19 protein-coding genes and 2 pseudogenes are annotated in these 19,851 nt (G+C 68.3%); 8 read left to right on the top strand and 13 right to left on the bottom strand.

Features of this window, described 5'->3' with window-relative positions; all coding sequences use genetic code 11:
• Positions 1-31: 31 nt before the first annotated feature.
• The 5 genes from ACP99_RS11125 to ACP99_RS11105 all read right to left on the bottom strand — a co-directional run bounded on the left by ACP99_RS11125 (position 32) and on the right by ACP99_RS11105 (position 4,213).
• Positions 32-943 (bottom strand): HFX_2341 family transcriptional regulator, encoded by a 912-nt coding sequence (locus tag ACP99_RS11125; protein WP_049986674.1) that lies wholly within the window; start codon positions 941-943, stop codon positions 32-34.
• Between the two features lie 65 nt (positions 944-1,008).
• Complete coding sequence (locus tag ACP99_RS11120) at positions 1,009-1,587, bottom strand: cysteine hydrolase family protein (protein WP_049986673.1); 579 nt, start codon at positions 1,585-1,587, stop codon at positions 1,009-1,011.
• A 2-nt stretch (positions 1,588-1,589) separates the two neighbouring features.
• Positions 1,590-2,405, bottom strand: coding sequence for a YqcI/YcgG family protein (locus ACP99_RS11115; protein ID WP_049986672.1), 816 nt, complete (start codon positions 2,403-2,405; stop codon positions 1,590-1,592).
• 79 nt (positions 2,406-2,484) lie between these two features.
• On the bottom strand, positions 2,485-3,987 hold the full coding sequence (locus tag ACP99_RS11110; protein WP_049986671.1) for a sodium:solute symporter family protein: 1,503 nt from the start codon (positions 3,985-3,987) through the stop codon (positions 2,485-2,487).
• A complete protein-coding gene (locus tag ACP99_RS11105) occupies positions 3,980-4,213 on the bottom strand; it encodes a DUF3311 domain-containing protein (protein WP_049986670.1) in 234 nt (77 codons plus the stop codon). The genes ACP99_RS11110 and ACP99_RS11105 overlap by 8 nt, the downstream gene beginning before the upstream one ends.
• Before the next feature lie 299 nt (positions 4,214-4,512).
• On the opposite strand from ACP99_RS11105, the gene dnaG reads away from it, so the two are divergent.
• A complete protein-coding gene (gene dnaG, locus ACP99_RS11100) occupies positions 4,513-6,159 on the top strand; it encodes a DNA primase DnaG (RefSeq protein WP_049986669.1) in 1,647 nt (548 codons plus the stop codon).
• A gap of 47 nt (positions 6,160-6,206) precedes the next feature.
• Here the strand turns inward: dnaG and ACP99_RS11095 are convergent, their stop codons facing one another.
• The 3 genes from ACP99_RS11095 to ACP99_RS11085 all read right to left on the bottom strand — a co-directional run bounded on the left by ACP99_RS11095 (position 6,207) and on the right by ACP99_RS11085 (position 8,844).
• Positions 6,207-6,686 (bottom strand): GNAT family N-acetyltransferase, encoded by a 480-nt coding sequence (locus ACP99_RS11095; RefSeq protein WP_081927432.1) that lies wholly within the window; start codon positions 6,684-6,686, stop codon positions 6,207-6,209.
• Between the two features lie 34 nt (positions 6,687-6,720).
• The gene (locus tag ACP99_RS11090; RefSeq protein ID WP_049986668.1) at positions 6,721-8,025 is read right to left on the bottom strand and encodes a DUF92 domain-containing protein; all 1,305 of its coding nucleotides are present in this window, start codon (positions 8,023-8,025) and stop codon (positions 6,721-6,723) included.
• Positions 8,026-8,091: 66 nt separating this feature from the next.
• Positions 8,092-8,844, bottom strand: coding sequence for a potassium channel family protein (locus tag ACP99_RS11085; RefSeq protein ID WP_049986737.1), 753 nt, complete (start codon positions 8,842-8,844; stop codon positions 8,092-8,094).
• 233 nt (positions 8,845-9,077) lie between these two features.
• Between ACP99_RS11085 and ACP99_RS11080 the strand changes: the two genes are divergently transcribed.
• The gene (locus tag ACP99_RS11080) at positions 9,078-9,686 is read left to right on the top strand and encodes an undecaprenyl diphosphate synthase family protein (protein WP_049986667.1); all 609 of its coding nucleotides are present in this window, start codon (positions 9,078-9,080) and stop codon (positions 9,684-9,686) included.
• A 90-nt stretch (positions 9,687-9,776) separates the two neighbouring features.
• Here the strand turns inward: ACP99_RS11080 and uppS are convergent.
• A pseudogene (uppS, locus tag ACP99_RS11075) lies at positions 9,777-10,717 on the bottom strand (polyprenyl diphosphate synthase).
• Positions 10,718-10,834: 117 nt separating this feature from the next.
• Here uppS and serS point away from each other — a divergent pair.
• From serS to ACP99_RS11060, 3 genes are all read left to right on the top strand, one after another.
• Complete coding sequence (gene serS / locus ACP99_RS11070; RefSeq protein WP_049986666.1) at positions 10,835-12,217, top strand: serine--tRNA ligase; 1,383 nt, start codon at positions 10,835-10,837, stop codon at positions 12,215-12,217.
• A gap of 233 nt (positions 12,218-12,450) precedes the next feature.
• Positions 12,451-12,732, top strand: a complete 282-nt coding sequence (locus ACP99_RS11065) for a HalOD1 output domain-containing protein (protein ID WP_156105689.1) — start codon at positions 12,451-12,453, stop codon at positions 12,730-12,732.
• A gap of 128 nt (positions 12,733-12,860) precedes the next feature.
• A complete protein-coding gene (locus ACP99_RS11060) occupies positions 12,861-13,358 on the top strand; it encodes a DUF367 family protein (RefSeq protein WP_049986736.1) in 498 nt (165 codons plus the stop codon).
• A 7-nt stretch (positions 13,359-13,365) separates the two neighbouring features.
• On the opposite strand, the gene ACP99_RS11055 is transcribed toward ACP99_RS11060, so the two are convergent.
• On the bottom strand, positions 13,366-13,728 hold the full coding sequence (locus tag ACP99_RS11055; protein ID WP_049986664.1) for a DUF5518 domain-containing protein: 363 nt from the start codon (positions 13,726-13,728) through the stop codon (positions 13,366-13,368).
• A 113-nt stretch (positions 13,729-13,841) separates the two neighbouring features.
• On the opposite strand from ACP99_RS11055, the gene ACP99_RS11050 reads away from it, so the two are divergent.
• A complete protein-coding gene (locus ACP99_RS11050) occupies positions 13,842-14,816 on the top strand; it encodes an NOG1 family protein (RefSeq protein ID WP_049986663.1) in 975 nt (324 codons plus the stop codon).
• Positions 14,817-14,849: 33 nt separating this feature from the next.
• Here the strand turns inward: ACP99_RS11050 and ACP99_RS11045 are convergent, their stop codons facing one another.
• Both ACP99_RS11045 and ACP99_RS11040 read right to left on the bottom strand, forming a co-directional pair.
• Entirely contained in the window at positions 14,850-15,590 is a 741-nt protein-coding gene (locus ACP99_RS11045) for an SIMPL domain-containing protein (RefSeq protein ID WP_049986662.1), read from the bottom strand.
• 104 nt (positions 15,591-15,694) lie between these two features.
• Positions 15,695-17,014, bottom strand: coding sequence for a TIGR00341 family protein (locus ACP99_RS11040; RefSeq protein WP_197052437.1), 1,320 nt, complete (start codon positions 17,012-17,014; stop codon positions 15,695-15,697).
• A gap of 271 nt (positions 17,015-17,285) precedes the next feature.
• On the opposite strand from ACP99_RS11040, the gene ACP99_RS11035 reads away from it, so the two are divergent.
• Complete coding sequence (locus tag ACP99_RS11035) at positions 17,286-17,984, top strand: rhomboid family intramembrane serine protease (RefSeq protein WP_156105687.1); 699 nt, start codon at positions 17,286-17,288, stop codon at positions 17,982-17,984.
• A 32-nt stretch (positions 17,985-18,016) separates the two neighbouring features.
• Complete coding sequence (locus tag ACP99_RS11030; RefSeq protein ID WP_049986659.1) at positions 18,017-18,250, top strand: DUF7385 family protein; 234 nt, start codon at positions 18,017-18,019, stop codon at positions 18,248-18,250.
• Between the two features lie 77 nt (positions 18,251-18,327).
• Here the strand turns inward: ACP99_RS11030 and ACP99_RS11025 are convergent.
• Positions 18,328-19,664, bottom strand: a pseudogene (locus ACP99_RS11025) (RNB domain-containing ribonuclease).
• Between the last annotated feature and the right edge of the window lie 187 nt (positions 19,665-19,851).

The raw sequence follows: 19,851 nt of genomic DNA, 5'->3' as shown, positions 1-19,851 counted from the left end.
CGACCGCTCGCTCACACTGCACCCCGCCCGTTCACTCGCCGAGGTCGTCGTCCTCGGCGTGGGCGCGCACCCAGAGCTGACCGATTCGGGAGAGCCGCGTCCGGTAGGACTTCCCGCGCTCCTCCTGCTCGATGTAGCCCTTCCCGCCCGGCCCGAGCCGGTCGACGTTGTAGATGACCTTCGACCTGAACGAGTCGGTGTACTCCTCGTTCATGTCGCGCGCGAGCGTCTCCGCCAGTTCGGAGACCGAGTCGAACTCGCCGTACTCGCCGAGTTCGTAGAGGATGATCTCCTCGAACGGCTTGACGTTCTGGAACGAGGCCACCGGCAGTTCGACGACGTGGCTGCCGCCGATTCGCTTCGCGCCGATGGTCGTCCCGCGCTCGTCGAACTCCGCGAGGATGTCCGTCGCCGACTCGTGACGCTCGCGGATGCGCTCGTCGTCGACGTCCTCGCCCGACAGCAGTTCGCCGAGGAGCGCCTTCGCCTCGCGGACCTCCTCGGCGAGTTCGGTTTCGAGGTACTTCTCGGGGGCGGTGTAGTAGGTGTGGATCCGGTCGCGGTCGGCCTGGCGCTCGACCATAATCGAGTGCGCCGCGGTCGCGAAGGCGAAGGAGACCGGCCGGGGCATAGCCGAGACGTTCACCCACACCTCCGAGTCCTCGCTCGCGTCCAGTTCCTCGTTGATGAGGTCGTACGCCTGCTCGAAGGCGGCGTCGTAGTCGTAGACGTCGTCGACGACGACGCGCTCGGTCTCCGCGCCGAGGAGGTTCTGAAAGTCCTTCTCGAGCTTCTGCGAGAGGTGCCGGGAGTACTCGACGTTCGACTCGCTGCCGACCGCGCCCTCCAGGAGAATCACCTGATCAACGTCCCGCTGGTCGCGGATGAGCGGCGCGATCAGCCGGTCGTAGTCGAACCCGACCGGGACGATGTGGGTCTGCATACGCCGTCGTAGGCGCGAGTGGATGTTAAACCGACCGTCACCGGACCGGCTGTGGTCGGCCGCGATCAGCGAACCGCATTCAGGATCTCGTCGGTCGACGCCACGTCTGCGAACTCGCCGTACAGGTGCGTCAGCGCGGTGCGGTGGACCTCCCCCGCAGCGTAGTGGGTCCCGTCGGGAGCGTCGCGCTCGAACGTCGCGGTCGCGTCGTCGACGACGACGGCGTCGAACCCGAGGTTCTCCGCGAGGCGCGTCGTCGTCGACACGCAGTGGTCGGTGGTGAGCCCCACCACGACGACGGTCTCACAGCCGCGCTCGCGGAGCCGGTCCTCCAGGTCGGTGCCGACGAAGGCCGCGTTGACGCGCTTCGTGATCACCGGTTCGTCGTCCTCGGGCGCGGTCTCGGGCTTCCACGCGAACCCCGGGGCGTCGCGGCGGAGCGGCGAGTCCGGTTCGGTCGAGTCGTGACGGACGTGAAAGCGAGGCAGGTCCGCGGCGCGCCACGCGTCGAGGAGGCGGGCGGCGTTCGCCTCCGCCGCGGGGTTGTTGCGCTCGCCCCACGCCGGGTCGTCGAAGCCGGTCTGGAGGTCGATCAACAGCAGCGCCGGGTGACCCTCCAGAAGCGAATCGAGCGGCGGCGACATCCTCAGTCGTCCCCCGCCATCGGGGGCTCCGAGCGCGGCGACGCGGCTTTCGGGTGCTCGCGACTCACCTCGATCGGGCACTCGTCGGGCGACTGCTCGGGGTCTTCGCGGAAGAGGTACTGCGGCCACTCGCGGTCGCCCTCGACGCCCCAGTCGCCGAGGTCCGCGTGGGGGCAGACGCCGTCGTACGACTCCAGCCGACCCTGGATCTGTTCGCGGGCGCGTCGGCCCGCCTCCGTGTCGTGGGTGATCCCGTCGAAGAGCGCGCGGGGCTGGAAGGTGATCTCCAGCCCGACCGGGCAGTAGCGGCTCTTGCGCTCGCCGTAGAAGGGCGCGCGGCACGTCGGGAATATCGGCTCGCCGCCGAAGGAGAACTCCCAGCGGGGGTCGTCGGGGTCCGTCGGGATGTCAGCGGGCCACGGCTCGGGGTCGTGGACGTGGAGGAACTGCAGCAGGTGCCAGAGCGTCTCGTGGTAGTCGGCCTCGGCGTACTCCCGCTCGGGCGGCTTGAAGAAGGTCACCAGCGACGCCCGCCCCGGCGCGTCGGGGTAGGTGTCGAGGTACTCGAGGAGCGTGTCGCGAAAGCGGAGCAGCGCGTCGGGATCGGTCGTCGACGGGACGGCGGTGTAGAGCGGTTCGCCGTCGCGGACGGACTGCGCCCCGAAGTGACACGGGAACGACGTCCCGTTGCGCTCGCCGAGCAGGGCGTCGGTGAACGTCTCGAAGTGGCGCTCGACCCACTCCGGCGTCTCGCCGGCGTCGACGCGGGCCGCCAGCGTCTCCTGGTCCACGAGCGACTGAACGCCCGGTTCGTTCATACCGTCCCGTTGGATTCCGCGAGTAAGAGCGCTTCGCTCGGTACGACGAGGCGAGAACGAGCAGCGGTCCTCGGAGCCCTCAGTCCGCCCGCGTCCCGATCGCGAACGTCTCGCTGCGCTCGTCGGGCGCGGCGGCGGTGAGGAGCGAGACGCCGACGGTGAGCACGAGCGAGAGGGCCATCCCGTAGAGCGCGAAGTCCCACGTGAAGTACGTCGGCCCGAGGACCGTCACGCCGCCGACGGTCACGCTCGGGAGGAAGACGTGCGCGACGTAGAAGAGCTGAGAGCCGAGGATCCCGGCGAGCATCCCCTGCCGGGTCGTCCGCGACCAGTAGAGCGCGACGATCACGGGGAAGGCAAGTTGGGCGTAGCCGCCGAACGCCGTGTCGCCGATCTCGATGAGCGTCCCGGGGCGCAGCAGGCTGGCGAGGAACGTTCCGATCGCGAAGGCGGCGACGCCGAGTCGGGCGATCCACGCCTCCCGTTCGTCGCTGGCGGTGGGGTTCACGAACGGGCGGTAGAGGTCCCGTGTCAGGTACGACGACCCCGAGAGCAACATCGAATCGGAAGAGGACATCATCGCCGCCATCGCGCCGGCGACGACCAGCGCGGCGAACCACGCGGGCGTGTACGCGTTCAACAGCACGGGGACGACGTTCGCGCCCTCCGGGACCGACACCCCGAGGCCCGCCGCCCACGATCCGAGCAGGAACGCGGGCACGAACAGCAGCACGACGAGAACCGGCCACAGCGCGAACGAGCGCTTCAGCACGCGGACGTCCTTCGCGACGAAGAAGCGCTGGTTGATCTGCGGGAACATCGCGACGCCGAAGGCGATCGTCACCGCCTGCGCGATCATCCACTGCGGCGAGTAGACGCCGCCGCCGAGGCTGAGGAACTCGGGGTTCGTCTCCGCGAGCGACGCCGACACCGCGTCGAGACCGCCCGCCGCCGAGAGCACCCAGCCGACGGCGATCCAGACGATCCCGAGCATAAAGACGCCCTGAATCGTGTCCGTCCACGCGACGCCGCGGAGTCCAGCGAGGACGACGTAGACGATTATGAACAGCGTGATGACCGCCGCGCCGATCCAGTAGGGGACCGCGCCGCCGCTCAGGCCGACGATCGCCTCGCCCGCGCCCATCTGCTGGAGCATCACGTACGGGAACAGCCAGAAGATCGAGACGCCAGCGACGAGCGCGCGGAGTCGCTTCGAGCCGAACCGGTCGCCGAGCATCTCTCCGAGCGTGACGTACCCCCGCGCCTTGCCGATGAGCCACTGCCGGTAGCCGATCGCGTACCAGAGGATCGCGAAGAGGATCCCGTCCATCAGCCCCATCACGAGGATCCACTCGGGCCCGGACGCGTACGCGAGGTTCGGTCCGCCGAAGAACGTGAACGCCGACAGCAGCGTCGCGAACGTCGTGAACAGGAGCACGCCGGTCCCGATCGACCGGCTCGCGAGGTAGTAGTCCTCGGCGTCGCGGCCGGTCACCCGGTAGGCGACGATCCCGACCGCCAGCGCGACGACGAGATACGCCCCGACGACGCCGAGTTGGACGAGGAGGGTCGACTCAGCCATCGAAGCGCACCTCCTCGGGGTCGACGTTCATCAACCGATCCCAGGCACCGCGGCTGAACAGCGCGAACGCGAGCGACGCGGCTCCCATCCACCCGACGTGCCACCACAGCCAGACCGGCAGCCCGAGCCACGTCGTCGCGTCCCCCCAGAGGAACCACGGGATCGCGAACGCGACGAGTACTGCGAAGACGCCGATCCAGAGATAATCCGTCTTCCGTCCCTTCATCGAACTGCTCTCATCACTCGATCTATGTAAATATTGCTCAAACTAATTCGATAAGCATAGACGAAGAAAATATTTCTACAATAGCGGGGCGTGGGTGGCACTCCTGATTATCGGATCGCTGTGGGTGCACACCGCGTCTCCTCTCGGCGGTCCGGCCGGGAGCGATTCGCCGCCTCGGGGCCTCAGACCGTCTCGGGTACGATAGCTATTTGCCGCGAGCGACCCATATATAAGGACGTCATCGGGTTTCCCATGACGCACATCTCACCATCATTCCGCCCCTTCGGGGGTATTCACCAATGGAAGACACCGAAAAATACCTCATTCACGCGGCTATCACCGCCGACGGCATCGTCGAGCGGTCCGACGTCGTCGGGGCCATCTTCGGGCAGACCGAAGGGCTCCTCGGCGACGACCTGGACCTGCGCGACCTCCAACAGTCGTCGAAAGTCGGTCGCATCGACGTCGAAATCGACTCCCAGAACGGCCAGTCCTTCGGGACGGTCACCATCGCCAGCAGCCTCGATCGGGTCAAGACCGCGATCCTCGCGGCCTCGCTCGAAACGATCACACGCGTCGGGCCCTGTCGGTCCACCGTCGAGGTAACCGACATCGAGGACGTCCGCGAGGCCAAGCGCCGCGAGGTGATCGAGCGCGCGAAGGAACTCCTCTCTGAGTCCTTCGACGAGAGCGTGATCTCCTCGACGGAGATCCTCGAAGAGGTCAAAGAGAGCGTCCGCATCGAGGACATCGGCGAGTACGAGGGCCTCCCCGCCGGCCCCCACGTCGCCGACTCCGACGCGGTCGTCGTCGTCGAGGGGCGCGCGGACGTGCTGACGCTCCTGAGCTACGGCATCAAGAACGCTATCGCCGTCGAGGGGACGAACGTCCCCGACGCGGTCGCGGACCTCACCCAAGAGCGGACGACCACCGCCTTCTTCGACGGCGACCGCGGCGGCGAGCTCATCCTCCGCGAGCTCACCCAGGTGGGCGACGTCGACTACGTCGCGTTCGCGCCGAAGGGTCGATCCGTCGAGGACCTCAAGCGCCACGAGGTCTTCGCCGCGCTCCGGGATAAGGAACCGATCGAGTCGTTCGAGGTCGAGGGAACCGTCCCGGACGGAGACGACGCGGAACCGACCGCAGAGAGTGACCAACCGGACCCTCTGCGGGGGTCGCCGACGACTGATTCGGCGACCCCATCCGCGAGCGCGGACCCGACGACGTTCCGGAACGAGCGCGCCGACGACGAGCGCGCTGACGACGAGCGAACCGACGACACACAGACCGCGTTCGACGACGAGACCGACCTGACTGCCGCCGACGCCGACGCGGTCGATCCGGCGGAGTCGGCGACGGCCGACGGCGCTGTCGGTGAATCGCGCGCCGGGGACGCCGACGACGTCGAGACGAGCCTCGTCGACGGCGAGGCCGACGCCTCGACCGACTCCGACGACGCTTCTGGGGCTGACTCCGACGGCGACGCTGCCGAGGTCGAAGACGGTTCAGCAGGCGAGGCGGACGAAACCGCAGACGGCGATTCCGGGGTCGAAGCCGCCGCGGACGAGGGTTCCGGGGTCGACAGCGCGGCAGACGAGGACGACGAGGGCGGCGATGAGCGCGCCGACGAGACCCCGACGAACTCGCTCCGCGATCACGTCCGCGAGGTCATCGACGGGAGCGCCGGGACCGTCCGGTTGCTCGACGAGGAGCTCTCGACGGTCGCGGAAGCCCCGATCGAAGACGCCTTCGAGACGCTCGTCGACGCCGACCCCGCCCCGTACGCGCTCGTCGTCGACGGGGAGTTCACACAGCGGCTCCTCGACGTCGCGTCCCAACGCGGCGTCGAGCACGCGGTGGCGAAATCGACCGGCGAGTTCGTCAAGAAGCCGGTCGGCGTCCGACTCCTGACGGCGGATCAACTGGCGACGTCCGTCGCGAGCTGACCGCAGCAGCCGTTCGCAGCCCTCCGTACGACGGCGTCGACGTCGGACTACTCGGGCACCTCGTACGCGTAGACCACCGCGTCGACCGACCGTGCGCTCTCCGCCGACTGGTCGTCCGCTTCGATCTCGAAGAAGTCGGGCTGTCGGCCGATGGCCTCGAACCCCACCGACTCGTACAGCGACCGTGCGGCGTCGTTGTCCGCGGCGACCGTCAGCGTCAGCCGCGTCCCGGGCGCTCGGTCCGCGATCAGCGCTCGGAGGAGCGCGCGGCCGCGGCCCTCGCGGCGGTACGCCGGGTGGACGACCAACTCCGCGAGGTGGGCGTCGCCGACGACGAGCGCGTAGCCGACCGGTCGGCCCGTCGAGGTATCGGGGTCGGCGCGGCCCGTCGACACACCGAGATCGACGGAGACGAAACACGTCCCGAGCGTCGGTACCGACGCGAGCAACTCTGGCGCGGGGGCGTCGAGGTACGACTGGAGCGACGAGAGCGCATCGAGATCGGAGGACTGTGCGGGACGGATCATCGGGGAGGAATGCGATTTTCTCGGTCGGAGGGCCTCACAGCAGCGCGAAGGCGGCGACCGCGCTGACGACTGCGCCGACGAGCGTCGCCGCGAAGTTGACCGCCTCGTTGCCGAAGGCCGGTCCCTCGACGGTCGCCCCGAGGACGCTGTCGGCGGTCATCCCGAGGAAGCCGCCGACGGCGACGACGAGCGCGCCGACCGCCGAGACCTCCGGGAGTAGCGCGAGCGCGACGCCGCCGACGACGGCCGCCCCGAGGAACCCGAACACCTCGCCCTGCCAGGTGATCCCGCCGTCGGTGCCGGGTGGGACGGGTTCGAACGTGGTGATGAGCCGGGGATCGTCGTACAGACCGCCCAGTTCCGAGGACAGCGTATCGCTCAGCGCGGCCGCCATCGACCCGGCGAACGCGTACTGAAAGATCGTCCCGTCGATCGGGAGCGAGTGGCTCGCGGCGAAGGCGATCACGCAGAGTACGGCGACTGCGGCGTTGCCGAGGACGTTCCCGGTCCCTCTCGCGCCCTCGTTCTCCTCGGCGATGCCCCGGCGCTTCTTCTCGTCGTACTTGAACTTCGTCGACAGCGAGCCGATCCCGAAGAAGCTGATGAGGACGGCGAACCAGCCGATGCCCCCGAAGACGACCACCAAGAGTCCGAGGAGGACGCCCGAGAGCATCCCCGCGACGGAGGCCGCCCCGAGCGCGTAGGACACGTAGCCGAGGCCGGCGGTGACGGCGAGCGCTGCCGCCACGTCGACCGTTCCCACGGAGAGCGCGAGGGCGTCGAACAGCCACAGGAGGAGCCCCGTCGAGAGCATCACCAGCGGGTCGTCGCGCTCGAAGAGCATCTCCCGGAAGAGCGCGGCGACGAGCGTCCCCGCGACCGCGAGGAAGACGAACCGGGGGGCGAGGATCGGGGTCGACGAGAGCGAAGCGACTGCCGCCTGTCCCGCGACGCCGGCGACGGTCCCGAGGAAGACGAACCCCGCCGCGCCGAAGAACGGGTTGTCCGTCGACTCGGCGACGAGTCGCTTGCCGAGGTTCCCGTACGCGAGTACCATCACGGCGGCGGCGAACAGCGACACCGGGAGGCCCATCTCGGTCGCCAGCAGCGAGAGCCCGGCGGCCGCCAGCGCGAATCCGGTGAGCCCGTTGAGCCGGCCCTCGCGGCGGTCGGCCGGGCGGGCGAACAGCTCGAACAGCGGGCCGTCGGTCACGCCGAACGCCGCGACGGCGGCGATGACGGCGAACGGAGCGAACGCCGCCCGCCCGAGCACCGGGGCCGCGAGCGCGAGCGTCCCCACCAGGGCGAATCCGCTCGCCCGCCGGAGCGTCGGTTGCACACCCCCGGATACCGCCGACGCGCACTTAACGCTCCCGACATCGCGTCCCCCGATTTCGCCACGGTATCACAGGGTCTCGGTGACCTGCTCTGCGCTCGCGACTTCGGGGATGATCACCTCGTCGGCCCCGGCGCGCCGAGCGAGCGCCTCGTACATCTCGTCGCCGACGCGGACGACCAGTCGGACGGTCGGGGCGATCTGACTCGCCCCCATCGCGATCTGGATGTTCGCGTTCGAGTCGTCGATCGCGCCGACGACCGTCGCGGCGCGCTTGACGCCCGCCTCTCGCAGCACCTCCTCGCGGCGGGCGTCACCCTGAACCGCCAACAGCTCGTCGTCGAGCGCGCGCTGGAACTCTGCGTCCGCCCGCTCGATCACGACCACGTCGCGATCACCGGCCTGCAGCGCGCTCCCGACCGTCTTCCCGAACGTCCCGTACCCGCAGATGATGATATGCCCGTGCAACTGGTCGACGTCGCGTTCGATCTGCATCTCTCGTAACTCCGATTGGATCCGTCCGCCGAACGCCGCCGAGAACACGGTCTCGCCGATCCAGAGCCCCGTCACGACGAGTCCCGAAAGCACCACGACGGCGTAGCCCTTCGTCAGCGTTTCCGGTCCGCTGTGCGCCTGGAAGTGCAACTCGAGGCTCGTCGGATCCAGAAGCCAGAACAGCGCGTCGATCACGCCGACGCCGCCCAGCGAACTGAACCCGACGACGCCGAGTGCGACCACGACGAGAAACGCTGCGACCGGCCGCAACAGCCGGCGCACGAGCGGTCGCCCGAGGATCGCCCGGACCGAGTGTGACGGCGGCACGCTCACCCGCCTCTCCGGACCGTAGGGCTCACACGCGGGCTCGTGTCCGTAACGCGCGGTATCTCCCTAAATTCACGCTCCATTATGTTGTTATTTTCTATTATTCTGTCCATATGGGCATATAATAGTGCTTTCTATGACACGAACGAATATGAAAGAGTGATCGTGGTGGGCGGATCGCTGGATCGGCGCGAACCCGGAGGCATATAGCCCAGCGGGACGCAGGCCCTCGCGTGGGACTGTACGACCGCTATCTCGCCCTCCGCCACCGGCTCCACGACGCCGAGCCACCGACGCACGTCGCCGTCGTCATCACCGAGCGCGACCTCCTCGAACAGGGTGCCTACGACACGCTCTCGGCCTTCCTCGGGTGGGCCTTCGAGTACGGTGCGACGCGCGTGACGGTCTCGGTGAGCGTCCTCGACGAGGCCGTGATCCCGACGCTCTCGCGGGAACTGCGGGCGATCGACGCGCCCCGGCCCGTCGCGGTCCGCGAACCCGGCGACACCGAGCGCGCCGACGCGCCCGTCCGGATCAACATCGGCCTCGGCGGCAAGCGGGAGTTTGCCGCTGCGGTCCGACGGATCGCCGAGTCCGTCGAGTCGGGCGAACTCGCGCCCGACGAGGTCGACGCCGACGAGATCGAGGAGCGGCTGGTGTTCGACGACGAACCCGACCTGTTGATCAAGACCGGCGCTGAGCGGCTCTCGGACTTCCTCATCTGGCAGTCGGTCTACTCGGAGCTGTACTTCACCGACGTCAACTGGCGGGACTTCCGCAAGCGCGATTACCTCCGCGCCGTCCTCGACTACCAGAACCGACAGCGGCGGTTCGGCCGATAGGGCCGCTCGTACTGAGTAGGCTCGTCTCTTACCGACGAGCGCAACCCCTGTTGACGGCGCTCGGCGGGACGACGTGAGCGTACTCAGGTATCAGTCCGCGCGCTCGCCCGACTCCCCGCCGCGCTGGCGCTCCAGTTCGGCGGCGACCTCGCGAGCGCCCGCGGAGGGCAGTTGCGCTCGGAGCCGCCCGGCGACCGTCCGGGCGTCGGCGAGTTCGGTCTCGGCCACCGCGCGGAGGAGCGCGACGGCGCGCTCGGTCCGGGAGTGCTGCCAGGACTGCTCGCGGGACTCGTACGTCCGGAGGCCGCGGAGGAAGTCTGGCTTCGAGAACTCCGGCCAGTACGGCGCACAGAAGTAGACCGCGGCCTCGTTGCCGTTGGCGTGCCACGGCAGGAAGTTCGAGGTCCGCTCGTCGCCGCCGGTGCGGATGATGAGATCGACGTCGCGGGTCGTGTGCTCGGCGAGGTGCTCCTCCACGGCGTCGACGTCGACGTCCTCGGCTGCGACGTCGCCGTCGGCGACTTCTCGGGCCACGGCCCTGGCCGCGCCCAGCAGTTCCGATCGACCGCCGTAGGCGAGCGCGATGTTCAACCGGAGCGAGTCGTACTCGGCCGTCCGCGACTCGGCGTAGTCGACGGCGTCGCGGACCCGCTCGGGCAGTCGCTCGACGTCGCCGATCGCGCCGATCCGGACGCCGTTCTCGTGGACGCGGTCGCGTCGGCGAACTCGTAGAGCTTCGATTCCAACAGATCGAAGAGCGGCTCCAACTCCTCGTCGGGGCGGTCGAAGTTCTCCGTGGAGAACGCATAGAGGGTGAGTTCCTCGACGCCGAGGTCGTCGCACCACTCCAACACCTGTTCGGTCGTCTTCGCGCCCTCGCGGTGACCGTCCGGGGCGTCTTCGCCCTGCTCGCGGGCGTAGCGTCGGTTGCCGTCCTGAATGATGGCCACGTGCGTCGGTGCGGCGTCGAGCTGGCTGCGGAGCATCCGCTCGTAGGCGTCGGAGACGCGTCGGCGGAGCCACCCGATCATACCTACGGGGACTCCGTCCGCGGGTATGTGTCTTTTCGTTGTGACCGTGCTCGCTTTTTACGCCCCCGGACGCGCGGATGCGACACGGTTTTGCCGCATCCCGAGGAACCGACTGGTATGATCGGGAGACAGTTCCTCCGCGAGAACCCCGACGTGGTTCGAGCGGCCCTGGAGCACAAAGGCGTCGAGGACGTCGATCTCGACCGCGTCCTCGCCGTCGACGAGGAGTGGCGCGAGCTCAAACAGCGCGGCGACGACCTGCGGCACGAGCGCAACGAGATCTCCTCGAAGATCGGCGACCTGAAGGCCGCCGGCGACGACGAGGCCGCCGAGGAGGCCATCGCGCGCTCCCAGGAACTCAAAGCCGAACTCGACGACGTCGAGGCGCGCGCCGAGGAACTGGAGGCCGAACTGGAGGCCGCGCTCCTGGAGATTCCACAGATCCCCGACGACGACGTGCCGATCGGCGCGGACGAAGACGAGAACGTCGAGCGCCGCCGCGAGGGGTTCGACGACCTGCGGACGCTCCCCGAGGAGGTCACGCCGCACTACGATCTGGGCGAGGACCTCGAAATCCTCGACTTCCAGCGCGGCGCGAAGGTGACCGGCGGCGGCTTCTACTTCACGAAGGGCGACGGCGCGCGCCTCGAACACGCGCTCATCCAGTTCATGCTGGACGTCCACCGCGAGCAGGGCTACACTGACGTCTTCCCCCCGATCCCGGTCAACTCCCGCTCGATGACCGGAACCGGGCAGTTCCCGAAGTTCACCGAGGACGCCTACCGCATCGGCGGCGCGAACGAGGAGCCGTGGGACGACGACGACCTGTGGCTCTGCCCGACCGCGGAGGTGCCGGTGACGAACATGTACCGCGACGAGATCCTGCTGGACGAGGACCTGCCGCTGAAGCTGCAGGCGTACACGCCGAACTTCCGGCGGGAGGCGGGCGAGCACGGGACCGAGACCCGCGGGATCGTCCGCGTCCACCAGTTCAACAAGGTCGAGATGGTGAACTTCGTCCGTCCGGACGAGAGCGAAGAGCGCTTCGAGGGCCTAGTCGACGAGGCCGAGGAGGTGCTGCGCCGGCTCGAACTCCCCTACCGGATCCTCGAGATGTGCACGGGCGATCTCGGCTTCACGCAGCGAAAGAAGTACGACCTCGAGGTGTGGGCACCGGGCGACGAGATGGAGGACGGCCCCGAGGAGGGCGGCCGCTGGCTCGAAGTCTCCTCGGTCTCGAACTTCGGTGACTTCCAGGCCCGACGCGCCGGACTCCGCTACCGCCCCGAACGCCACGAGTCCGCCGACTACCTCCACACGCTCAACGGCTCGGGGCTCGCGATCCCGCGCGTGATGGTCGCGATCCTCGAGTACTACCAGAACGACGACGGGACCGTCACCGTCCCCGAGGCGCTCCGGCCGTACATGGGCGGACTCGAAGTCATCGAGGGCCACGACCCCGTCGGCGAGTCCGCCGTCGGCGCTGGCAAGCGGGACTGACTCCGCTCGGGCTCGCGTCCGATTCTCGCGCGCCGTCGAGCCCGTCGATCGGCGGCTAGCCGCAGGCCGTTTCTCACCCCGGTGTGGTCGACTCGTCCGGGCGTAATGACTGCTTAAACCCGAGATTCGACTTAATCGGGCTAAATCAGGGCGCACCGTCGAGCCGTTTCTTGAGGTATCGGCCAGTAGCCCGTGTCGTGATCGAGCGAACGTCAGACGGAGAACCGACGGGGATGGACGAGTGGGAAGTGATCGCGCGTCACGACTTCCAGGGGCAGACGGAACTCGATGCGACGATCGTGACCGCACTCGGCGGGGAGGACTGCTGCACCGAGGAGCCGCTCTACAGCGCCGTCGACACGGAGCCCGCGGAGCGGTTTCTCCGCTCCGTCGACGGCGACGACGCCAGCGTCGTGTTCGCGGTGTCGGGAACGACGGTCCGCGTCGCCGCCGACGGGACCATCGCGATCAGAGACGATCCCGTATCCTCCGAGGGGTCCCGCATCTCGGAGTGAACTCTCGTCGCCGCGACGAACCGCTTTTCTCTCCCGGTCGCGTGTCCGCGACTGTGGACGACGACGCTTCAGGCCCCGACGCCGCTTCCGAGACCGCCGACGCCTCGCGAGTCGCCGCCGGCCCCTCGCTGCACGTGCGGTACGAGGGCGACGACGACCCCGACAAGTGCACGGCGCGAAAGCTGGCCCGCTTCGACCTCGTCGAACTGCACCGCTCGGACCGCGCAACCCCCTACGGCGTCGTGCTCAACCCGCACGCAGAGCGGGCGCTCTCGCCGGCGGACTCGACCCACGACCGACTCGTCGCGCTCGATTGCTCGTGGGAATCGGCGGGTGAAGCCCGCTTCTCGCTTCCCGGCGAGCACCGCGCGCTCCCGTATCTCGTCGCGGCCAATCCGGTGAACTTCGGACGGCCGATGCAGTTGACGACCGTCGAGGCGCTGGCTGCGGCGCTGTCGATCTTCGGCCGGCGCGAGCGGGCCGAAGAACTCCTCTCGAAGTTTACGTGGGGACACACGTTCCTCGAACTGAACGACGAGCCGCTGCGGCGGTACGCCGACTGCGAGAACTCCGCGGAGGTCGTCGCCGTCCAGCAGGAGTACCTCGATCGCGGCGAGGAACGGTAAGGCGGAATTACCGGTTGAAGAAGCCGCCGATCGCTCCGCCGATCGCGCTGTCGATCGCGAACAGGAACGTGATGACGACGCCGACGAGGAACACCCCCGCGCCGCCGAGCAGGCCGCCCAACGGACCGCCAGCGAGTCCGAGGAGGCCACCGAGCAGCGCCGCGAGGACCGAGACGACGATCCCCGAGACCGACCCGGCGACCAGCCCGTTCCACGCACCGTTGCCGACGCCGCCGGCGACATAGCCGGCGACGACGCCCCCGACAAGCCCCGCGCCGACCTGTCCGACGATCGGCAGCGTGAGCCCGATCGCGCCGACGATCACCATCACGAGGAAGCCGATTCCGACGGCTCGCCAGTTCGTGTCCATACCGTGTCTGTGGCGTCGGACGGACAAAACCCCCGCGGACGGCCGAGAGAACCGCCCGCACACGGCGACCGAACGGACGCGTTTTTACGGTTCGGCCGAGTAGAGATGCCAATATGATTTTCGAGTCTCTTCCGACGACACCCCGGTCGGAGGAACTTATCGACAAGGCGTTCTCGCGGGCCGCGCGCGCGGGGCGCGCGAAGTCCGGGTTGGAGGCCCAACAGTCGATGCTCCAGACGTCCTCCTCGATCCTCTCGGACAACCTCGAGAACGTCGTGACGCAGTGGCCCGACTTCGAGACGGTCGACCCGTTCTACTACGAACTCGCCGACGCGATCGTCGACGTCGACGAACTCAGACAGAGCCTCTCTCGGGTCACGTGGACGAGTCGACAGATCGACGAGATCAAGCGGGAGTACCAACCGAAGCTTCGGAAGACCGAGCCCGAAACCGCTCGCAAACACCGCAAGCAGGCGTTCGCCCGGATGGCCGACCTCGTCGAGGACGTCGCCGACGACCTCGAACGCATCGGCGAGACCCGCGACGCGCTGAAGACGCTGCCGGACATCCGCACGGACGAACCGGCCATCGTCGTCGCAGGCTACCCGAACGTCGGGAAGTCCTCGTTCGTCAACGGCGTCACCCGCGCGAAAAACGAGATCGCGCGGTACCCCTTCACGACGAAGGGCGTCCACGTCGGTCACTTCGACCGAGACCGGGTGCGCTATCAGATCATCGACACACCGGGGCTGCTCGACCGTCCCGAAGACGAACGCAACGACATCGAGCGGCAGGCCGTCAGCGCGATCGAACACCTCGCGGACGCCGTCGTGTTCGTCCTCGACGCCAGCGAAGCCTGTGGTTATCCCCTGGAGGCGCAACTGGAACTGCGCGACGCCGTCGAGGCGCGGTTCCGCGAACGCGACGTCCCGGTGCTCACCGTCAACAACAAGAGCGACCGCTCCCGCGACGTCGAGGCCGACCTGCACATGAGCGTCGAGACCGGCGACGGCGTCGACGACGTGCTCGACGCGGCGGTCGAAGCCGTCGGCTGGGAGCCAGATATCCCGCCGTCGCGGCAGGAATAGCGGCGATTCTACGCGTTTCGTTCGGTTCCCGCGTTACGCTTCGGCTGCCGTGAACGTCACGTCGACCGTCGCCGAGACGGTCACCGACCCGGCGTCGAACTCGGTCGGGACGCCGCCGCTGTCGGCGGCGGTCGCGCGCATCTCGTAGACCGGCGAGTAGCCGCCACCGGTGGAGGCGGACTGGACGCCCGTGACTGTCAGATCGGCGGCCCCGGCGATGGCGTCGGCGTCGGTTCGTGCGGCGTCCATCGCCCGTTCGAGCGCCTGCTCGCGAAGCTCTGCGCGCTGGTCGTCGCTGAGCGTGAAGCTCACGCCGTACACTTCGCTGGCCCCGTTTCCGATCGCGGTGTCGACGACGGTGCCGGCCTCGTCGGGCGTGGTTTCGATCCGGTAGGTGTGGACGGCTTCGTAGCCGGTTATCTCGCGCTCGTCGCGCTCCGGGCTCGGCTCCGTGACCGGCCGGATCCGGTAGCTCTCTGTCGTCACCGCGTCGTCGTCGACGCCCGTTTCGCGGAGTGCCTCACGCATCGTCGACGCGCTCGCTGCGACCTCCTCGCGGGCGGCGTTGGCGGTGTCTTCCCGGGCTGTGACCGCGACGGTCACGACGGCCAGGTCGGCGTCGGCGGACACTTCGCCGCTGCCGCTCGTGGAGATCGTTCGAACGTTCTCTGTCGGCTCCGCGCCTCCGGCGGTCGTCTGTAGCGGTGCGCTACAGCCGGCGAGGAGAACGAGCGTTGCGATTGCGATCGTCGCGAGACCAATTCGGCGGTTCATACCTTACCGTTCGTCGGCATCGGTATTCAACGCACGCTTGACACAAGCGACTCTTTGCGTTTCCGCGGATCGGTGGATCCGCCCCGCCGCCCGGAGCGCGTGGTTCACCCGTTGGCACGTTCGACGCCGACGTATCTGACCTCCACGCGGACGTCAGCCTCGCCGAACAGTCCCAGCGGCTCCGGGGCGAGTGCGCTCACTCGGTCGCGTATGCGTTCGGCCACGGGCGGCGGCGACGACGAAGGGGGATACCCCACGGTCACGACGACCGTCTGCGGCGTCTGTAGCGGGAACCCCTCGTAGGTCACGTCGAGGTTCAGGAGCGTCGCCTCGGGGGGCAGCTCCGACTCGATCGCGGCGGTCGCGTCGCTCTCGAAGTCGGCCGTGCGGTAGGAGCTGTAGGTGAAGGCCCCGAGCAAGCTGGTGAGGAGGAGCAGGACCGCTGCGAGTGCGGCGACGCGCTTGATCGTCGCCGAGCGTGCCTCGTCCTCGCGGAACCAGAGCTTCGGTCGGTAGCCCATCCGCCAGAGGACGACCAGCGCGACGAGGTTGATCGCGAGGATGTTCACGAGCACGAGGACGGCCGAACCGATCACCGACTGCGGTTCGCCCCAGGCGATTCCGATGCCGACGACGGCCGTCGGCGGGACGAGCGCCGCGGCAATCATCACGCCGACGAGCGCCGAGGAGACGCCCGAGGCGAGCGAGACGGCTCCCGCTGCTCCCGCACCGAGTGCGATGACCAGCGAGAGCACGTCGGGCGCGAGCCGCTCTCTCACTTCACCGATCGCGAACACCTCCTCTGCGGTGAGCGGGACGACGTTCGTCACCCGGACCAAGACCGCGAACAGCGCGGCCGCTCCGACCGCCAGTACGGCTCCGAGGGCCTGGAGCTTGACCCCGCGGAGCGCCAGCTCGCTGTCGTCGACGACGGTCCCGACACTCGCCGCCATCGCGGGGCCGATCAGCGGCGCGATCACCATCGACCCGACGACCACCGCGGGGGAATCGAGGAGGAGCCCGGCGGTGGCGACGACGGCGCTCACCGCGGTCATCAACACGTACGGCCGCACCGTGGGAGCCATCTCGTCCGCGCGGGCGACGAGTTCCTCACGGGCGATTCGGTCGCCGTTGCCGTTCTCCTCCTCCTCGCTCTCGTAGCGCTCCTCCAAGGCCTCGAAGCGCTCGGAGACGACGGTCTCGGCCTGGACAACCACGGTGTAGGCGTCGCGTTCGATCCCGACGCCGCGGAGCTTCTCGAGCGTCGGCTCGACCGCGGCCGTCGGCAGCGGGAACGTGACGACGGCGGCGTAGTCGCGGCCGCTGGTCTCGTCGGAGACCGCGTAATCGACGTCCTCGTCGTTGAGCACGTCGAGGACCGCCTCCCGCTTCCCGGTCGGCACCATCACCTGTACGAGTCGCACGTCCCCTCACTCTCGGTGACGGAGTATGAATCCGGCGGGTCGTGCGATCACTGGACCGCCGCGACTCGGCAGAATCCCGAAGTAGCGAACAGCCGACACCCGTGTCGACGACGTCCCCGTGGCCGTCGGTTCCCCGCGTCGACGTGTCGGTCAACTGCGTCCCGACGCGGGATCGAACTCACGTCACGGCGACGCTGGCCTCCCCTTCGGTGATAAACTCTCGCCGGACTCGCCCAAGCACTCATATCGATCGACGGCGGAGTACCCGACGATGCGGCGAGTCACGGCTGCGAACGTGTTGACGCCGTTCGCGCGGGGCGTGCGGCCGTTGGTCTCCCAGCACCGAGCGCTCGCCGCGCCGCTCACGGACCTCCTCGCGATCGTCGTCTGCGGCGTCTACGCCGTGCAGGCGGCCCAAGCCGCTCTGTGGGACGTCTCGTCGGTGTTCGAGACGACGAACTACGTCTACGTCCGCGCGCCGTGGCTCGCGTGGTCGCTGGCACCGCTCCTGCACGGCGGGTTGACGCACGTCGTCCCCAACGTGCTCACGCTGTTCGTGTTCGGCCGGGTCGCCGAGGTCCACCTCCCCCGCGGTCGGTTCGTCGCGATGGTCGCGCTCGCGGCGGTCGGTTCGATCCTCGCGCTCGTCGGCTGGAACGCCCTCTTCTCGGCGGGGTCTTACGTCGCCGTCTACGGCATCAGCGGCGTCGTCTTCGCCGCCGGCGGGTTCGCGGTCGCCCACCTGCCGCGGCACGGACGGGTGACCGATCTCGAACTGCTCGCGGTGCTGTTCGGCGTCTGTGCGGTCGCGCTCGTCGGCGTCGAGACGCTCCTCGCGGTCGCGCTCTCCGCCCCCGCGACTATCAACGTCGGCCACGCGGCGGGCTTCCTCGTCGGCGTCGCCACTGCGACGGTCTCGCCGCCGCGGGAGGGCGTCTGTCCGCCGCGAACGGACCCGTCCGAGGAGTAGAATTATGACGGATCGCCTCCTTCGTGGGGACGATGGAGGACAGCGAGTACGACGAACTCACCTCGTCGCTGACGCCGCACGAGTCGGCCGGCGGGGTGACGACGTACCGGAACACCGTGAGCATCGCCTGTCCCGCGTGCGGTGACCCGTTCGACGACCTGGTCATCTGCGAGGACGAGTACAACAGCCTCGAACTCAGTATGCTGCTCGATCTGTGCGTGACGACCCACGAGGACGAGGTGCTCCTCTTCACGCACAAGCACTGAGAACAACGAGTCTCCCTCGCGAGTCGAGGAGAGCATGCGTCGGTACGGCATTCTACCGCCGGTTCCCTGCGGCAGCGTCAGTCTTCGCGCAGGTCGATCTGCTCCGGCGGCAGCCCCTTCTCGTTGACTACGTTCCCGTCCTCGTCGACGGTGACGACGCCGCGGTTGTTGACCGCGTGGGGGTCGAGGTGGACCTCCTCTAGGAACTGCTTGTAGAGCCGTTCGGCGGTCTCGCCGTCCTTCTGGCGCTCGGAGGCGCGGTCGCACAGTTCGACGAGGTCCTCGGGGACGTCGTTCTCGTGGACGATCCAGTGGTTGATCAGATCGGAGAGCCGCCGGATGGGTGACGTAAAGTGCCCGTAGATGTCGAAGTTCAGCGCGTAGTGGCCCCCGAAGGGTCGTTCATGTACTTCGCGCGGGGCATCACCTTCAGCACGGCGCGCTGGATCTTGTTGAGCGCCCGCGAGTCGGAGTTCTCGAGGGCGTCGTTGACGGCCTTCCGGGGGTCGTCCCACGACGCCCCGGAGATGTTCACGCCGTCGAGTTCGGTGATCTCCCGGAGGGCCTCGTCCCACTGATCGGGCGTCGGCTGCGGGTGGACGCGGTACATCGCCTCGACGCCGCGGTTCCACATCAACTCGTGCGTGACGGCCTTGTTGGCCTTCAGCATACACTCCTCGATGATCGTGTGCGCGCGGTCGCGACTCGGGTTCAACACCAGCGAGCCGTCCTCCTTGCGCTGCTCGTGGAGCTGGTCGGCGAGTTCGTACACGAGCGCGTTCTCCTCGTGCAGCGGCGCGTCGGGGTCGTCGAGACGGTTCTCACACTGCGTGTAGGTCAGCCGCTCGTTCGAGTGGATGACCGACTTGTAGATGTCGACGGTCTCGAACGAGAGCGTGTCCTTCTTGATCTCCATCTCGACGGTGTGGGCCAGTCGGTCCTCCTCGGGGACGAGCGAACAGACGGTCTCGGCGAGCACCGGCGGGAGCATGTGAACCGTATAGCCCGGGAGGTAGACGGTGTTGCCGCGCTCGACGGCCTCTGCCCACATCTCCGAATCGGGGTGGACGTAGTGGGTGACGTCGGCGATGTGGACCCACAGGGTGTACGTCTCCTCGTTCTCGCGGATGCTGAGCGCGTCGTCGAAGTCCTGGGCGTCGATCGGGTCGGTCGTCCACGTCGTGAGGTCGCGAAGGTCCTGACGGTGCTCGAGCTCGTCCTCGATCTCCGATTGGATGTCCTCGGTCCGGGACTTCGCCTCCGAGCGGACCGCCGGCGGGAACTCGTCGCGGATCTCGAACTCCGCGAAGAGCTCCTCGCGCTTCTCCTGCATCTGCCGGGCGACGTCGATAGAGATCTCGACGGGGCCCTGCCCCTCGGCCGTCCCGGCCTGTGACTGCGCGTCGTTCGACATACCCTGGTCTTCTTGTGTGAGGTAGTTAGTCGTGTCGCACCCATATCGAGATTGAACCGGAGCGATTCCCGAGCGGACGTCGGAAGCCCCCGCGTTCTCGACGAAGGCGGCCCCTTCCAGTCCCACCCGGGCTATCCTGCTCGCGTGCCGGTCGACCGCCCGACTGCAAACCGCATCGGTTTACTCG

Origin of the sequence: Halobellus rufus, assembly GCF_000739575.1 — an archaeon.
GTDB lineage: Archaea > Halobacteriota > Halobacteria > Halobacteriales > Haloferacaceae > Haloquadratum > Haloquadratum rufum.
Note: the sequence above shows the minus strand (reverse complement) of the source record. Positions and strands in the feature narration are given on the sequence as shown.

Excerpts from the sequence above, each read along its gene's own strand:
- ACP99_RS11035 (WP_156105687.1), top strand. The coding sequence starts at position 17,286 with ATGCGGCGAGTCACGGCTGCGAACGTGTTGACGCCGTTCGCGCGGGGC.
- ACP99_RS11095 (WP_081927432.1), bottom strand. The coding sequence starts at position 6,686 with ATGATCCGTCCCGCACAGTCCTCCGATCTCGATGCGCTCTCGTCGCTC.
- ACP99_RS11120 (WP_049986673.1), bottom strand. The coding sequence starts at position 1,587 with ATGTCGCCGCCGCTCGATTCGCTTCTGGAGGGTCACCCGGCGCTGCTG.
- ACP99_RS11055 (WP_049986664.1), bottom strand. The coding sequence starts at position 13,728 with ATGGACACGAACTGGCGAGCCGTCGGAATCGGCTTCCTCGTGATGGTG.
- ACP99_RS11065 (WP_156105689.1), top strand. The coding sequence starts at position 12,451 with ATGGACGAGTGGGAAGTGATCGCGCGTCACGACTTCCAGGGGCAGACG.
- ACP99_RS11030 (WP_049986659.1), top strand. The coding sequence starts at position 18,017 with ATGGAGGACAGCGAGTACGACGAACTCACCTCGTCGCTGACGCCGCAC.
- ACP99_RS11125 (WP_049986674.1), bottom strand. The coding sequence starts at position 943 with ATGCAGACCCACATCGTCCCGGTCGGGTTCGACTACGACCGGCTGATC.
- ACP99_RS11050 (WP_049986663.1), top strand. The coding sequence starts at position 13,842 with ATGATTTTCGAGTCTCTTCCGACGACACCCCGGTCGGAGGAACTTATC.
- dnaG (WP_049986669.1), top strand. The coding sequence starts at position 4,513 with ATGGAAGACACCGAAAAATACCTCATTCACGCGGCTATCACCGCCGAC.
- serS (WP_049986666.1), top strand. The coding sequence starts at position 10,835 with ATGATCGGGAGACAGTTCCTCCGCGAGAACCCCGACGTGGTTCGAGCG.
- ACP99_RS11115 (WP_049986672.1), bottom strand. The coding sequence starts at position 2,405 with ATGAACGAACCGGGCGTTCAGTCGCTCGTGGACCAGGAGACGCTGGCG.
- ACP99_RS11110 (WP_049986671.1), bottom strand. The coding sequence starts at position 3,987 with ATGGCTGAGTCGACCCTCCTCGTCCAACTCGGCGTCGTCGGGGCGTAT.
- ACP99_RS11045 (WP_049986662.1), bottom strand. The coding sequence starts at position 15,590 with ATGAACCGCCGAATTGGTCTCGCGACGATCGCAATCGCAACGCTCGTT.
- ACP99_RS11105 (WP_049986670.1), bottom strand. The coding sequence starts at position 4,213 with ATGAAGGGACGGAAGACGGATTATCTCTGGATCGGCGTCTTCGCAGTA.